Genomic DNA, 14813 nt, shown 5'->3' with positions numbered 1-14813 from the left:
CAAGTCCCTCGCGACAGGGCTGGCCCTTGGCCACCCATTCGGTCATCATCTGACTCACCCGTCATTGATGGCAATCAATGAACCAAATATCCATTCAATAAAACCAGCGGCTTGCCGATACCTGTCGAAAGCCCTGCGGACTATCACCCATGCGTAACAACCAGCCGATTACCCAGAGAGAACGGACTTTCCCTGCCCAGCAGCGGTTGATCTCCACTACCAACGCCAAGGGTGTGGTGACCTACTGCAACGATGCCTTTATCGAAATCAGTGGTTTCACCCGCGAGGAGCTGACTGGCGCACCGCACAACCTGGTGCGCCACCCCGACGTACCGCCTGCCGTGTTTGCCCATATGTGGCAAACCCTCAAGCAGGGCCAGCCGTGGATGGGTATCGTCAAGAACCGCTGCAAGTCCGGCGACCATTACTGGGTCAACGCCTATGTCACACCCATCTTCGATAACAACCAGGTCGTCGGCTTCGAGTCGGTGCGGGTCAAGCCCACCGCCGAGCAGATCCGCCGCGCCGAGGCTCTGTACCAGCGCATCAACCAGGGCAAGCCGCCGGTACCGCGCCGCGACAAGTGGCTGCCGGTGTTGCAGGACTGGCTACCGTTCATCCTGATCAGCCAGGTGGGCTTCCTGATTGGCAACTGGCTGGGTCATTCCTGGGGCTTTGCCTTGGCCGCAGGGCTTTCGGTACCACTGGGCCTGCTTGGCCTGAGCTGGCAGCAACGCGGCCTCAAGCGCCTGCTGCGCCTGGCCGAGCAAACCACCTCCGACCCACTGATTGCGCAGATGTACACCGACAGCCGTGGCGTGCAGGCGCGCCTGGAAATGGCCATGCTCAGCCAGGACGCACGCATGAAAACCTGCCTGACACGCCTACAAGACAGTGCCGAGCACCTGAGCGACCAGGCACGGCAGTCCGATGCCTTGGCGCACAAGAGCTCTTCGGGGCTGGAGCGCCAGCGGGTGGAGACCGAACAAGTCGCCGCTGCGGTAAACCAGATGGCTGCCACCACCCAGGAAGTGGCCAACCATGTGCAGCGCACCGCCGATGCCACCCAGGAAGCCAACCGCCTGACCAGCCAGGGCCGGCAGATTGCCGGAGAAACCCGCGAGGCCATCGAACGTCTGTCGGCGGCAGTGGGCGAAACCGGCCAGACAGTTACGCAACTGGCCAAAGACAGCGACGAGATTGGTGGCGTGGTCGACGTGATCAAGGGCATTGCCGACCAGACCAACCTGCTGGCGCTGAACGCAGCCATTGAAGCGGCGCGCGCCGGTGAGATGGGCCGTGGTTTTGCCGTGGTAGCTGATGAAGTACGTCAGTTGGCCCAGCGCACCGCCGAATCCACCGGGCAGATCCACGGCCTGATCGCCAAGCTGCAACAGACCGCCAGCAACGCAGTGCTGACCATGGAAACCGGCCACCGCCAGGCACAGGAAGGCGTTGATCGGGTAATGCAGGCCGACGAGGCGCTGGTAGGCATCAGCGAAGCGGTAGCCAATATCACCGACATGGCTACCCAGATTGCTGCTGCAACCGAGGAGCAGACCGCAGTGGCTGACGAGATCAGCCGCAACATCAGCACCATTGCCGAACTGGCCGACCAGACCGCCGAACAGGCGCAGCACTCGGCACTGCTGAGCGAGGAATTGACCAGCACTGCGGGCAGCCAGTATTCGCTGGTGGAGCGTTTCAACCGCTGAAGCTCACGGCTTGCCGCGCCACCGCTGTGGGTGGGCACCGGCTCTGCCGGTGTTCGCGGGCAAGCCCGCTCCTACAACGGAATGTGCCGAACCACCGCGTATGTAGGAGCGGGTTTACCCGCGAATACGGTAGCGGCGGCAACGGTGAACGACGAGTGGAAATTGGCCAGCAGGCCGGGCCCTTTCGCAGGCAAGCCCGCTTGCTGTGTTACCAGTCCAACCGCAAGCGGCTCTCGAAGTAGCGCTCTTCACCGCTCAGCGGGTCCTCGAAGCGCAGGCTTTGCGCCAGCAGTTTCAGCGGCCGCTGGTAGTCATCCTCTTCATTGAGCAATTGCGGATAGAACGGGTCATTGCTGATTCCTGCACCCAAAGCCGCCATGTGAACACGCAATTGATGGGTCTTGCCGGTCACTGGCGACAGCCCATAGCGCCATTGCTCACCGTTCTTCTCCAGCACCTCGGCCAGCGTTTCACTGTTGGCATCACCCTCCACCTCATGCATGCGGAAAAATGGCTCGCCATGCACCAGGCGGCTTTTGTGCACCAGCGGAAACACATGCTGCGGCATGGCAGCGGCAATGGCCTGGTAACGCTTGTCGATACGCCGCTCGGGGAACAGCCGCTGGTAGGCGCTGCGGCTGTGCGGGTTGGCAGAAAACAGCACAAGCCCGGCGGTGTGCCGGTCAATGCGGTGCAACGGCACCAGGTGCGGGTTGTCCAGGCGACGGATCAGGCGGCGCAACAAGGTCTGCTCGACGTATTCACCGGTCGGCGTCACCGGCAGAAAATGCGGTTTATCGGCCACCACCAGGTGCTCGTCTACATGCAGCACCACCTCCTGCACCGGGATCGGCCGTTCGTTCGGCACCTCACGGAAGTAATGCAAACGCATGCCACGCTTGTAAGGCAGGTCGGCGGCAACTGCCTGCCCTTCGGCATCCAGCACCCGGCCACGGGCAAAGCGGTCAAGCCACTGGGCGCGGTCAATGGCCTTGAAATGGTCACACAAGCAATCGAGCACGGTCACCCAGTTACCAGGCGGCAAGCACACCGTACTGGCTTGCTGGCGGGCGGGGTCGAAAGGCGTGGTCATGGCTGGGCTCGGTACATTGATGGCCGCGCATTATCGCCCAACCCCGTGCCCTCAACCAGCCCGGGCCATCGCCTCGCAGCGCTCCTTCAGCCAGCGCAGTACCTGCACCGGCTCCCAGCGGCCAGGGTCATAGAGTGCATAGAGCAACCCCTGATAGCCCACCACATCCAACCCGCGGTGGTAACCGGCCCGCTGGAACAAGGCCTCAATCTCGGCGAAGCAGGTATTGAAGTGAACTTTGCCGAACGGCGTGCAGTCGCCGGTTACCAGGCCTTCGAGGCGCAGTTCCAGAACGGCGTCAGCCACCCGTTCCACGGGCATGCGGTTGACGCTGTACTTGAGTTGCTCGACATTGAGCATGGCTTTACCTCGATACTGTATTTATATACAGCATACGAACATCCCCTTGCTGCCGTCAATGCGCTTCATTGCAGCCCCGCCAGGTAGCCGCTGCCTTTGCGCAGGGTCAGCACCTGCCTGCGCGGCGTACCGCGCGTCACCGACAGATGCACCCATTTGTCGAATTCCAGGATCAACTGATCGAAGGGCACCGCACTTTCGCTGATTCGCCGGACGGTCTCACGCGGGCTGACCTCGATTACCGTGAAGTCCGCCGCCAGCCCTTGTACGTGCTGGCTGTCCGAGGCGCCACCGATCAACCGGTTGACCCTTTCACTGCGATACCCGCTGCTGATGATGATGGGCGCGTCGAACAATGCACGTACCTGCTCCAGCGCACAGCACAGCAATTGCAGGTTGGCCCTGGCTTCGAGGGGCGGTGCATTATCGAACCCGTCCCGGGCGGCGAGCTGGGAAACGGTCATTTCATCGAAGGTGAAATGTGGAGTGATCAGCATGGCGAGCTATTCCGATGATGGAGAAGGTTACCGGCGACGGTGCGCCTGCAACAGATCATCAGCTCGCTTCACAAATCATGGAGCAGGGTTGCAACTCCTCTGCAACCATCATTGCCCAAGAAAGGCCACCACTTGTTCGGTATCGAAGGGCCAGTGCAGCTCGGCGCCGTTGTCACAGCGCCGCAGCACCGGAATGATCAGGCCATAACGCTCGAACAAAGGCTCGCTCTCGGCGATGTCGACCAGCTCTACCAGCAGGCCATGATCGACGAGGGGCATCAACACGGCCTCGGCCACTTCGCACAGGTGGCAGCCGAGGGTACCGAACAGTTGACATTCAGGCAGCATGGGGCAGGTCCCGGGTTGGCGTACACAACAGCCTATTCTAGTGTGGTGTTTCACAAATAACGACCATAACTCGCGGCGCTTTTTGCGCTCATGCGGCGTTGTCGCTCCTCGCCGTAGCTGGGCTACGACTCGTCGCGACGCCTTGCCTGAGCGCAACAATCGCTCGCGAGTTATTGGCCGTATTTGCAAAACACCACACTAGGCCCGCCACGCCCACCCTGCACCTGACCTGGCTCAATCCTGGCTGGTAGCACCGATCCGGTGCAGCGACAGGTCCGCGCCCTGGAACTCCTGCTCATGGCTCAAGCGCAGACCATGCAGCGCACGGATTGCTCCATACACGGCAAAGCCACCGGCCAAAGCCACCAGCACCCCCATCAGGCTGCCCAGCAGCTGGCTGACCAGGCTGACACCGCCCATGCCGCCCAACGCCACCTGGCCGAATACGCCACAGGCGATGCCCCCCCACACGCCACACAGGCCGTGCAATGGCCACACACCCAGGACGTCGTCGATTTTCCAGCGATTTTGCGCTGCGGTGAAAGTCCAGACAAAGAGCGCCCCCGCCACCAGGCCGGTGACCAGCGCTCCAACCGGGTGCATCAGATCGGAACCTGCGCAAATCGCAACCAGCCCGGCCAGCGGACCGTTATGCAGGAAGCCGGGGTCGTTGCGCCCGGCCAGCAACGCTGACAGGGTGCCACCCACCATGGCCATCAGCGAGTTGATCGCCACCAGGCCACTGACACCCTGCAAGGTCTGGGCACTCATGACGTTGAAGCCGAACCAGCCGATGATGAGGATCCACGAGCCCAACGCCAGAAAGGGAATGCTCGACGGCGCGAACGCCACCAAGCGGCCCTCGCGGTAGCGCCCACGGCGCGCGCCCAGCAGCAGCACCGCCGCCAGCGCCAGCCAGCCCCCCATGGCGTGTACCACCACGGACCCGGCAAAGTCATGGAACGGGGCGCCGAAGCGAGCCTGCAGCCAAGCCTGCACGCCCAGGTTGCCGTTCCACACCACACCCTCGAAGAACGGATAGACGAACGCCACGATCAATGCCGTGGCGCACAACTGCGGCACGAATCGCGCCCGCTCGGCGATGCCCCCGGAAATGATCGCCGGAATCGCCGCCGCAAAGGTCAGCAGGAAGAAGCACTTGACCAGTGCATAGCCATGGTCGACAGCCAGCGTCGCTGCCGGCTGGAAGAAGTTGACCCCATAAGCGATCCAGTAGCCTATAAAGAAGTAGACCAGCGCCGAGATGGCAAAGTCGCTGAGGATCTTCGACAAGGCGTTGACCTGGTTCTTGTGGCGCACCGTGCCCACTTCAAGAAACGCAAAGCCGGCATGCATGGCCAGCACCAAGATGGCGCCCATGAGAATGAACAGGGTGTTGGAACCGTGGACCAGAGAGTCCATAGCGCTGTGCATGTTTTCCATGAAATAGGCAGACCTGCTGAAAAAGGCACCAGGACAGTTCAAGAACCTGCATCCCTGCACCGAATCGGTGCCAGCCCCTACCCTGTTCACGTGAGCGGGGTGAAGCCTGCGTGGTTTTTTCTTGGGTTTGTCGTGGATTGGGTTAAGGTTTATCGGTATTCGCTGCGCCGGCGCCCTGAAACGGCGCAAAACCGGTCACAGGCGCTCCGCAACGTGGCAAAAACTTAGCAAGGCCCATACCAGCAGCCGCACTTGAACCTTCCATGCGTGCTGTCACTCGAACTACCAACACTCATCGACAGGGAGAGACCCATGGCCAGCAAATCGGCAAAGAATGCACAAGAGATATTGATGGCTGACTTCCAGGCCTTGGTGCGCGACACCGAGAAGCTGCTGGCCGACACCGCCAACCTGGCCGGCGACCAGGCCGACGAATTGCGCGAGCAGATTCACGAGCGCCTGGCCCAGGCCCGCGAAACCCTGCAACTGACCCAGGACTCGGTACGTGAACGGGGTCAGGCGGCGCTGGGCAGCGCCGAGCAGTACGTGCAGGAAAACCCGTGGCAGGCGATCGGCATCGCGGCCGGCGTCGGCCTGTTGATCGGTCTGCTGGCCAACCGGCGCTAAGGGGAACCCATGGAGAATGACGCCAACGGCGCCGGCGCTTCGGGCAAGCGCCTGGGTGCGGCCATGCTGGGGCTGCTGCACAGTCACATCGAGCTGTTCGGTATCGAGCTGCAGGAGCAGAAAGGCCGCACTTTGAGCCTGCTGCTGTTCGCCGGCCTGGCGCTGGTGTTCGCCCTGCTGCTGCTGACCGCACTGTCCGGACTACTGCTGGTGCTGCTGTGGGACAGCTATCGACTGGCCGGCATCATTGGCCTGTGCGTGTTCTATGGCATTGCCGCACTGTACTGTGCCATGCGCCTGAAGGCGGCGGTGTTCGACGAATCATCGCCTTTCGGCGCCACCCTCGAAGAACTTGCCAAGGACAGGGAGCGCCTGTTGCCATGAGCCTGCCAGAACTGCCAAACACGCGTAACCCGCGTGAACTGCGCAAGGCGCTGCTGCGCCTGCGCATGGAGATGCACCGCCAGGAAATCCGCCATGAGTCCGGGCAGTTGCTTGAACCGCTGCGCCGCGTGCGCGGTATGGGCAGCTCACTACATGAAGGCCTGGGTATCAAGCATGCGCCACTGTGGGGCATCGGCGCCGTGGTGGCGCTGGGCTTTCTCACCGGCAAGGGCGTACGCAGCGGCAACCTGACCCGCCTGGTGCGCTTGGGCAGCACCCTGCTGCCGCTGGTGCGCCTCTACCTGCAAGGCGGCCGCCGCCCCTGACCTGCGCGCGACCCGGCAGCACAATGCCCTTGCTGCGGGGTATGCTGCTGCCTTCAAACTAAAGGAGTACGCGCCTTGGACTGGCACACCTTGCTTACCCGAGAACGGCTGGGCAAAGCCCTGTACAGCGCCGATGAACTCGGGCGCAGCCCCTTCCACAAAGACCATGACCGCATCATTTTCTCCGGTGCCTTTCGCCGCCTCGGCCGCAAGACCCAGGTGCACCCGGTGTCGAGCAACGACCATATCCATACGCGCCTGACTCATTCGCTGGAAGTCAGCTGCGTCGGCCGCTCGCTGGGCATGCGCGTCGGCGAAACCCTGCGCGACAACCTGCCGGACTGGTGCGCCCCCAGTGACCTGGGGATGATCGTGCAGTCAGCCTGCCTGGCCCACGACATCGGCAACCCGCCATTCGGTCACTCCGGCGAGGACGCCATTCGCCATTGGTTCCAGCAGGCCGCCGGGCGTGGCTGGCTGGACGACATGAGCGATGACGAGCGGGCCGACTTTCTCAACTTCGAAGGCAATGCCCAAGGCTTTCGCGTGCTCACCCAACTGGAATACCACCAGTTCGATGGGGGGACGCGGCTGACCTATGCCACCCTCGGCACCTACCTTAAATACCCTTGGAGCGCCCGCCATGCCGACGCCCTGGGTTACAAGAAGCACAAGTTCGGCAGCTATCAGAGCGAACTGCCGCTGCTTGAACAGATCGCCCGCAAGCTTGGCCTGCCGCAGCTGGAACACCAGCGCTGGGCGCGCCACCCGCTGGTGTATCTGATGGAGGCTGCCGATGACATCTGCTACGCGCTGATCGACCTGGAAGACGGCCTGGAAATGGAGCTGCTGCAATACACAGAAGTCGAAGGGCTGTTGCTCGACCTGGTCGGCGATGACCTGCCAGAAACCTACCGCCAGCTCGGCCCAAGCGACTCCCGCCGGCGCAAGCTGGCAATCCTGCGTGGCAAGGCCATCGAACACCTGACCAACGCCGCCGCCCATGCCTTCGTCGAGCAGCAGCAGGCGTTGTTGGCCGGGCAACTGGCGGGCGACCTGGTGGAACACATGCATGGCCCAGCCAAACGCTGCGTACTGCAAGCCAAGGACATGGCACGCAACAAGATCTTCCAGGACAAGCGCAAGACCCTGCACGAAATCGGCGCCTATACCACCCTGGAGATTCTGTTGAACACGTTCTGCGGTGCGGCCCTCGAACAGCACGGTGGACGCACGCCATCGTTCAAGAGTCGCAGGGTGCTGGACCTGATCGGCAACAACGCGCCAGACCCGCATGCCTCGTTGCACAGCGCCTTCCTGCGCATGATCGACTTCATTGCCGGCATGACCGACAGCTATGCCAGCGAAATGGCCCGGGAGATGACCGGGCGCTCCAGCCCGACCTGAACCGCGTCCGTGCAGCGCGGGCTCGGCCTGGCGCTGCACCACGCTTGCAGGAAACTTCCTACATCAACAGGGCCAGACTAAACGGCACGAATATAAACTAATGAAAAGTTACCAAAATCGCTTTGACATCGAGTTAAGCACACCTAATTCGTAGCCCATTTTGTTTTATCTTGTAAGCCGTTTCCCATATAGGCCTAACAGCCATTCCCCGCACGCCCGACGACTTCCAACTGCGATAAGGTGCCCTCTGTCACCCTCAATCGATCGCAGGGAAATCGAACATGCACTCCATATTTATCGTTGACGACCATCCAGTGATTCGCCTGGCCGTCCGTATGCTGTTGGAAAACCAGAATTACAAGATTGTCGGCGAGTCGGACAACGGCGTAGACGCCATGCAGATGATCCGCGAGAGCAACCCCGACCTGGTCATTCTCGACATCAGTATCCCCAAGCTAGACGGCCTGGAGGTGCTGGCCCGCTTTCAGACCATGGCCCTGCCCTTGAAGGTTCTGGTATTGACTGCACAGTCCCCGGCCTTGTTTGCCGTACGTTGCATGCACTCAGGCGCGGCAGGTTATGTCTGCAAGCAGGAAGACCTGAGTGAACTGCTCAGTGCAATCAAGGCCGTACTGGCCGGTTATAACTATTTCCCCAGCCAGGCAATAAAAAACAACCAGACGACCGACAGTGACCTGCAACTTTTCCGACAGGTCAATGACCGCGAACTGATGGTACTTCAACTCTTCGCCCAAGGCCGCAGCAACAAGGAAATTGCCAAGGGCATGTTCCTCAGCAGCAAGACTGTCAGTACCTACAAAAAGCGCCTGATGCACAAACTGCAAGTCAATACGCTGGTCGACCTGATCGAGATGGCCAAGCGCAACGCGCTGGTCTGAACGTGGTCATGGCCCGAGCCATCAATCGCCTGCTGCTCGCCCTGCTGCTGTTCAGCGGCGCGACACAGGCTGTCCATCGCGAAGCCGCGTCCTTTACGTTGATCGCGCGCTCATCGGCCCGACCGGTCCAGCCCGTGCTCACGCCCGAACAACGACAATGGCTCGAAGGCCGTCAGGAACTGGTGCTGGGTACGTCGGCCCCCGACTATCCGCCGTTCGACATCACCGGTGGCGGCAACGACTACCAGGGCCTGACTGCCGAATATGCAAGCCTGATCGGCAAGGCCTTGCAGTTGCCAGTGAGGGTACTGCGTTTCTCCAGCCGGCAGGCGGCGGTAGAGGCGCTCAGGCACGGCGATATCGACCTGCTGGGCAGCGCCAATGGCTACGAAGCGGCCAGTGACGGCCTGGCACTGTCGCAGCCCTATGCCGTCGATCAACCCGTACTGGTAACGCGTGAAGACGAAAACCGGGCGCTGGACATGGACCTTGCCGGCATGCGCCTGAGCATGCTTTACCACTATTTGCCCAGACAGGAAGTCCTCAGCGCCTACCCCAAGGCCGAGCTGCTGGCCTTCAGTTCTTCCAGCCAGGCACTGAATGCCGTCGCGTTCGGCCAGGCCGACGTGTTCATCGGCGACACCATCTCCACGCACTACCAGCTCAACCGCGGCCATCTGCCCGGCCTGCGCATGGCCAACTTCGGCAAACACGAGGCCATCGGCTTCAGCTTTGCGTTGCGTCAGCAAGATACCTTGCTGCTGGACCTGGTGAACACCATCCTGGACAGGCAGAGCCCGGCCATACGCTCCAGTATCTTCAAACGCTGGAGCGCTGGCAGCGACCTGCTGCTGAGCGATCGCCAACTGCAGTTGAGCGAGGCCGAGCAGCAGTGGCTGCAGAAGCACCCGGTGATGCGCGTGGCGGCAGATGACGCGGCTGCACCACTGTCCTATTTCGATGATTCGGGGCATTTCCGAGGCATCACCGCCGACCTGCTGGAGCTCATTCGCCTGCGCACCGGGTTGCGTTTCGAAGTGCAGCGCGCCAGTGGCCTTGCCGACATGGTCGCCCGCCTCAAGGATGGCCGGGCTGATGTCATCGCCGCACTGGCCAGCGCCGGGAAAGCAGGGGACGACCTGCAAATCAGCCGCCCTTACCTCGAAAGCGCCTATGTGCTGGTAAACCGCAAGGGCAACAACACACTTAGCTCACTGGAGCAGTTGCAGGGGCACCGCATCGCCATTACCCGCTACAGCACCCTGAACGCCATGTTGTCCCGGGACTACCCCAAAATAAGCTGGGTCGAAACCGAAAGCGCGTTCTACTCCATGGCGTTGCTCAACAGTGGGGCCGTCGACGCGGTGATCACCACCCTGATCGACGCCAACCACGCCTTGGCCAGCAACCCTGAACTGGTCATCCGCACCTCGGTCGGCAGCGAACCCGCCAACTTCGCCATGGCCACCACTGGCCCGTCACAGGCGCTGCTGTCTATCCTCGACAAGGCTTTGCTGAGCATCTCACCGGAGGAGCTGGGGGTAATCAACAACCGCTGGCGCGGCTTTGGCAGGCATGAGGATGACAACGCCAAAGGCTACAGCCGCCTTGCCCTGCAGGTAGTGCTGGCCACCGCCGTGCTTCTGTTGCTGGCCTTGCTCTGGAATGCCCGCCTGCGCCTGCAAATTCGCCAGCGCCAGCACGCCGAACGCGCGCTGAATGACCAGCTGGCATTCATGCGCGCCCTGCTCAACGGTACACCCCACCCCATGTATGTGCGTGACCGCGAGGGTTGCCTGAAAAGCTGCAACTACAGCTACCTTGAAGCCGTGCAGGCCCGCTCCGATCAGGTAATCGGCAAAAAACTGAACGACAGCCTGTTTGCCGATTCCGAGCAGGCTCTGCAGATCCAGGCTGATTACCAGAAAGTCATGGCTGCGGGCTCGCCGCTGATCAAGGACCGTCCATTACGGATCAAGGGCCGGGACCTGACCATCTACCACTGGATCTTGCCGTACCGCGACTCCCTGGGTGAGGTGCAGGGGATCATCGGCGGCTGGATCGACATCAGCGAACGCCGCCAACTGGTCATGGAGCTGCGCCAGGCCAAGCAGCAGGCCGACGATGCCAACCGCGCCAAGAGCACGTTCCTGGCGACCATCAGCCACGAAATCCGCACCCCGATGAACGCCGTGATCGGCATGCTGGAACTGGCGGTCAAGCGCGCCGACCAGGGCCGGGTGGACCGCAGCGCGCTGGAACTGGCGCACCATTCGGCCAAAGACCTGCTAGGCCTGATCGGTGACATTCTGGACATCGTACGCATCGAGTCCGGGCACTTGTCCCTGGCCCCGGAGGTGGTCGACCTGGCGGCGCTGGTCGAATCGGTGGGGCGCATGTTCGATGGTCAGGCGCGGCAGAAAGGCCTCGCCCTGGAGGTGCAGATCGCCCCGGCCGCACGCTGCCATGTCCTGCTTGACCCGCTGCGCTTCAAGCAGGTGCTCTCCAACCTGGTGAGCAACGCCATCAAGTTCACCGAGCACGGTCAGGTACGCATCTGCGTCGCCCTGCTGGATGACGGTACCAGCACACCAGCAGTACTGGAGCTGGAGGTGCGCGACAGTGGCATCGGCATCCACCCCGACGACCTGCAGCGCCTGTTCAACCCGTTTATCCAGGCCAACCCGCACAGCCAGGGCGCCCGCGCAGGTACCGGGCTGGGCCTGGCCATCTGCCGCAACCTGTGCGAAATGATGGGCGGCAGCCTGTCCATGAAGAGCCTGGAGGATGTCGGTACCCAGGTGCGCCTGAAAATGCCGTTGCAACGGGTTGATGCCGCAGCGCAGCCGACACCTTTGCCCGAGCAGCTCGACGTGCCCGACCCACGGCTGAACGTGCTGGTCATTGATGACCACCCGGCCAACCTGCAACTGATGGCGCAACAACTTGGCTACCTGGGCCTGGAACACGCCAGCGCCCGCGATGGGCGGGAGGGCCTGGCCGCCTGGCGGGCAGGCGACTTCGATGTACTGGTACTCGACTGCAACATGCCGCACATGAACGGTTACCAGTTGGCGACTGCCGTGCGCGCCGAAGAACGCCATACCAGGCGGCCACGCTGCACCATCCTCGGCTATACCGCCAACGCACAGCCGGAGGTACGCCGCAAATGCCTGAACGCCGGCATGGACGACTGCCTGCTCAAGCCCATCAGCCTGAGCACCCTCAGCCAGCGCCTGGCTGGCATTTGCCCGCGCCGCCAGCAACGCCCCCGACGCAAGCTGTATCAACTGGACGGCCTGGCCGCCGTGGTCGGGCCTGACCCGGTCGACCGCCAGCGCTTCCTGGAGGCCTTGCAACAGAGCCTTCAGGTCGACCTGGCCAGCCTGATGGCGCTGCACCCGCAGCTTGATAGCCGCGCCATTGCCGAGCAGGCCCACAAGGTGCTCAGCGCAGCGCGCATGCTGGAAGCCCCTGACCTGATGGCGGCCTGTGAAGCCCTCGAGGCCAGCGGTTTGACCACTGCCCAGGTGCGCCTGCGGCGCCAGGCACTGGCACGACATATGCGCCGAGTGGACCGTGCACTGGCCAGGGAATTGACCACAAGCACAGTTACTCAGGCAGGCAGCCAGGCGTGTTAACTGGTAGACTGCGCGGCGTTATTACCTAAGAGGATTGTTTCATGGCCACAAACCGCTCCCGTCGTCTGCGCAAGAAGCTGTGTGTCGACGAGTTTCAGGAATTGGGCTTCGAGCTGAACCTGGAATTCAAGGAAGATCTGGATGACCAGGCAATCGATGCTTTCCTCGACGCGTTCCTGGAAGAAGCCATGGACGCCAACGGCCTGGATTATGTAGGCGGTGACGATTTCGGCCTGGTGTGCTCGGTCAAACGCGGCTCGGTCAGCGAAGAACAGCGCGCTGCTGTTGAAGCCTGGCTCAAAGGCCGTGGCGAACTGACCAAGATCGAAGTCAGCCCGCTGCTGGACGCCTGGTACCCGGAAAAGCCGATCAACAAGGCTGAGTGATACTTGTCAGCTTCGGGCTGAAAAGGTTCATTGCTGAAAAGGCCACCCCACCCGGGTGGCCTTTTTTATTGGCGTTGCTTTTCCGTCGAACGTGACGCATCGCGGCTGCGCTTGGGGCATAATGCGTACTGTTTACGTCGTGGGGCCATCATCTCTTACAGCCCCAAAGCCCTTTTCCCTCGCCGCAGGGTATTCGCTCACTATGATCAAAACGCTTCGACCCCTCATTCTTGCCGGCCTGCTGTTGCCGCTTGCCTTGCCCAGCCACGCCGCCGTCAATACCACCCTGCCTGCCAAAGTGCAGCAGGCGCTCAAGGCCAACAAGCTGCAGGACACAGCGCTGTCGCTGGTGATGCTGCCGCTGGACGGCCCCGGCACCCCGACCGTGTTCAATGCCGATGTGTCGGTGAACCCGGCGTCGACCATGAAACTGGTCACCACCTACGCCGCCCTCGAACTGCTTGGCCCGACCTTCCAGTGGAAAACCGAGTTCTACACTGACGGCACCCTGAGCAACGGCGTGCTTAACGGTAACCTCTACCTTAAAGGTGGCGGTGACCCCAAACTGAACATGGAAAAGCTGTGGCTGCTGATGCGTGACCTGCGCGCCAATGGCGTGCGCACCGTCACCGGTGACCTGGTGCTGGACCGCAGCCACTTCGTGCAACCCAACCTGCCGCAGTTCAACGATGACGGCGGCGATGAAAACAAGCCGTTCCTGGTCAAGCCCGACTCACTGCTGGTCAACCTCAAGGCCCTGCGCTTCGTGGCCCGTAATGATGGTGGCAAGGTCACCGTCGCAGTCGAGCCGCCGATTGCCCGCATCCGCATCGACAACCAGGTCAAGCCGGTAGCCTCGAAGAAATGCACCGGTGATGTACGCTACAACCCGGTGCCTCAGGCCGACGGCATCAGTGTAACGGTCAGCGGCCAACTGGGTGACGGCTGCAACTCGCAAACCTATCTGTCGCTGCTCGACCACCCAACCTACGCCGCCGGTGCCGTACGCGCCATCTGGAGCGAACTGGGCGGCAACATCCAGGGTGGCGACCGCATCGAGAATGTGCCCAAGAGCGCTCGCCTGCTGGCCCGCGCCTTCTCGCCCGACCTGGTGGAAGTGATCCGCGACATCAACAAGTACAGCAACAACACCATGGCCCAGCAGCTGTTCCTGAGCCTTGGCGCGCAGTTCCGCACCGATGCCGACGGTGACGACGCCCGTGCTGCCCAGCGCGTGGTACGCCAATGGCTGGCGAAAAAGGGCATTACCGCGCCGCACCTGGTGATGGAAAACGGCTCTGGCCTGTCGCGTGCCGAACGGGTCAGTACCCGGGAAATGGCCGAGATGCTCAAAGCCGCCTGGAAGAGCCCTTACGCCGCCGAGTTCATGAGCTCGATGCCGCTGGTGGGCATGGACGGCACCATGCGCAAGCGTCTCAAGCGCACCGCGATGACCGGTGAAGGGCACATCAAGACCGGCACACTGAACACTGTACGGGCGATTGCCGGCTTCAGCCGCGACAGCAACGGCCATACCTGGGCGGTGGCGGCGATCCTCAACGACCCCAAACCGTGGGGTGCCTCGCAGGTGCTGGACCAGGTGCTGCTTGACCTGTATCGCCAGCCGAAGCTGGCTGGCAGCACAGCGGCCAACTGACTCCACCTGCCATCACCCGGGCCGGCTCCC

14 protein-coding genes are annotated in these 14813 nt (G+C 62.1%); 9 read left to right on the top strand and 5 right to left on the bottom strand.

What is annotated here, in order from left to right; genetic code table 11:
• The first annotated feature begins 149 nt into the window (after positions 1–149).
• Entirely contained in the window at positions 150–1715 is a 1566-nt protein-coding gene (locus tag ACF8EA_RS04615) for a PAS domain-containing methyl-accepting chemotaxis protein (protein ID WP_014591799.1), read from the top strand.
• 208 nt (positions 1716–1923) lie between these two features.
• On the opposite strand, the gene ACF8EA_RS04610 is transcribed toward ACF8EA_RS04615, so the two are convergent.
• The 5 genes from ACF8EA_RS04610 to ACF8EA_RS04590 all read right to left on the bottom strand — a co-directional run bounded on the left by ACF8EA_RS04610 (position 1924) and on the right by ACF8EA_RS04590 (position 5456).
• On the bottom strand, positions 1924–2808 hold the full coding sequence (locus ACF8EA_RS04610; RefSeq protein WP_021785449.1) for a pseudouridine synthase: 885 nt from the start codon (positions 2806–2808) through the stop codon (positions 1924–1926).
• 51 nt (positions 2809–2859) lie between these two features.
• Positions 2860–3168, bottom strand: a complete 309-nt coding sequence (locus tag ACF8EA_RS04605) for a transcriptional regulator (protein ID WP_103443928.1) — start codon at positions 3166–3168, stop codon at positions 2860–2862.
• 65 nt (positions 3169–3233) lie between these two features.
• A complete protein-coding gene (locus tag ACF8EA_RS04600; protein WP_021785451.1) occupies positions 3234–3665 on the bottom strand; it encodes a D-Ala-D-Ala carboxypeptidase family metallohydrolase in 432 nt (143 codons plus the stop codon).
• Between the two features lie 108 nt (positions 3666–3773).
• Entirely contained in the window at positions 3774–4013 is a 240-nt protein-coding gene (locus tag ACF8EA_RS04595) for a glutaredoxin family protein (RefSeq protein ID WP_010953106.1), read from the bottom strand.
• Positions 4014–4247: 234 nt separating this feature from the next.
• Positions 4248–5456, bottom strand: coding sequence for an ammonium transporter (locus ACF8EA_RS04590; protein WP_021785452.1), 1209 nt, complete (start codon positions 5454–5456; stop codon positions 4248–4250).
• A 312-nt stretch (positions 5457–5768) separates the two neighbouring features.
• On the opposite strand from ACF8EA_RS04590, the gene ACF8EA_RS04585 reads away from it, so the two are divergent.
• From ACF8EA_RS04585 to dacB, 8 genes are all read left to right on the top strand, one after another.
• Positions 5769–6083, top strand: coding sequence for a YqjD family protein (locus ACF8EA_RS04585; protein WP_021785453.1), 315 nt, complete (start codon positions 5769–5771; stop codon positions 6081–6083).
• Between the two features lie 9 nt (positions 6084–6092).
• Positions 6093–6467 carry a phage holin family protein gene (locus ACF8EA_RS04580; RefSeq protein WP_021785454.1) on the top strand — a complete coding sequence of 125 codons (375 nt, stop codon included), beginning with the start codon at positions 6093–6095 and terminating at the stop codon, positions 6465–6467.
• A complete protein-coding gene (locus ACF8EA_RS04575; RefSeq protein WP_003248704.1) occupies positions 6464–6793 on the top strand; it encodes a hypothetical protein in 330 nt (109 codons plus the stop codon). The genes ACF8EA_RS04580 and ACF8EA_RS04575 overlap by 4 nt, the downstream gene beginning before the upstream one ends.
• A 75-nt stretch (positions 6794–6868) precedes the next feature.
• Positions 6869–8200 carry a deoxyguanosinetriphosphate triphosphohydrolase gene (locus ACF8EA_RS04570; RefSeq protein ID WP_021785455.1) on the top strand — a complete coding sequence of 444 codons (1332 nt, stop codon included), beginning with the start codon at positions 6869–6871 and terminating at the stop codon, positions 8198–8200.
• 281 nt (positions 8201–8481) lie between these two features.
• Positions 8482–9099: a response regulator transcription factor gene (locus ACF8EA_RS04565; RefSeq protein WP_021785456.1), complete on the top strand. Its 618-nt coding sequence runs from the start codon at positions 8482–8484 to the stop codon at positions 9097–9099.
• A gap of 8 nt (positions 9100–9107) precedes the next feature.
• Positions 9108–12740 (top strand): ATP-binding protein, encoded by a 3633-nt coding sequence (locus ACF8EA_RS04560; protein ID WP_021785457.1) that lies wholly within the window; start codon positions 9108–9110, stop codon positions 12738–12740.
• Between the two features lie 41 nt (positions 12741–12781).
• Positions 12782–13126 carry a YggL family protein gene (locus ACF8EA_RS04555; RefSeq protein WP_021785458.1) on the top strand — a complete coding sequence of 115 codons (345 nt, stop codon included), beginning with the start codon at positions 12782–12784 and terminating at the stop codon, positions 13124–13126.
• A 202-nt stretch (positions 13127–13328) separates the two neighbouring features.
• Positions 13329–14783: a D-alanyl-D-alanine carboxypeptidase/D-alanyl-D-alanine-endopeptidase gene (dacB, locus tag ACF8EA_RS04550; protein ID WP_021785459.1), complete on the top strand. Its 1455-nt coding sequence runs from the start codon at positions 13329–13331 to the stop codon at positions 14781–14783.
• Positions 14784–14813: the final 30 nt, after the last annotated feature.

This window comes from Pseudomonas sp. YQ_5 (assembly GCF_043103305.1).
GTDB classification, from domain to species: domain Bacteria; phylum Pseudomonadota; class Gammaproteobacteria; order Pseudomonadales; family Pseudomonadaceae; genus Aquipseudomonas; species Aquipseudomonas putida_Y.
Note: the sequence above shows the minus strand (reverse complement) of the source record. Positions and strands in the feature narration are given on the sequence as shown.

Coding starts and splice junctions, on each gene's coding strand:
- ACF8EA_RS04615 (WP_014591799.1), top strand. CDS start 150: ATGCGTAACAACCAGCCGATTACCCAGAGAGAACGGACTTTCCCTGCC.
- ACF8EA_RS04610 (WP_021785449.1), bottom strand. CDS start 2,808: ATGACCACGCCTTTCGACCCCGCCCGCCAGCAAGCCAGTACGGTGTGC.
- ACF8EA_RS04605 (WP_103443928.1), bottom strand. CDS start 3,168: ATGCTCAATGTCGAGCAACTCAAGTACAGCGTCAACCGCATGCCCGTG.
- ACF8EA_RS04600 (WP_021785451.1), bottom strand. CDS start 3,665: ATGCTGATCACTCCACATTTCACCTTCGATGAAATGACCGTTTCCCAG.
- ACF8EA_RS04595 (WP_010953106.1), bottom strand. CDS start 4,013: ATGCTGCCTGAATGTCAACTGTTCGGTACCCTCGGCTGCCACCTGTGC.
- ACF8EA_RS04590 (WP_021785452.1), bottom strand. CDS start 5,456: ATGGAAAACATGCACAGCGCTATGGACTCTCTGGTCCACGGTTCCAAC.
- ACF8EA_RS04585 (WP_021785453.1), top strand. CDS start 5,769: ATGGCCAGCAAATCGGCAAAGAATGCACAAGAGATATTGATGGCTGAC.
- ACF8EA_RS04580 (WP_021785454.1), top strand. CDS start 6,093: ATGGAGAATGACGCCAACGGCGCCGGCGCTTCGGGCAAGCGCCTGGGT.
- ACF8EA_RS04575 (WP_003248704.1), top strand. CDS start 6,464: ATGAGCCTGCCAGAACTGCCAAACACGCGTAACCCGCGTGAACTGCGC.
- ACF8EA_RS04565 (WP_021785456.1), top strand. CDS start 8,482: ATGCACTCCATATTTATCGTTGACGACCATCCAGTGATTCGCCTGGCC.
- ACF8EA_RS04560 (WP_021785457.1), top strand. CDS start 9,108: ATGGCCCGAGCCATCAATCGCCTGCTGCTCGCCCTGCTGCTGTTCAGC.
- ACF8EA_RS04555 (WP_021785458.1), top strand. CDS start 12,782: ATGGCCACAAACCGCTCCCGTCGTCTGCGCAAGAAGCTGTGTGTCGAC.
- dacB (WP_021785459.1), top strand. CDS start 13,329: ATGATCAAAACGCTTCGACCCCTCATTCTTGCCGGCCTGCTGTTGCCG.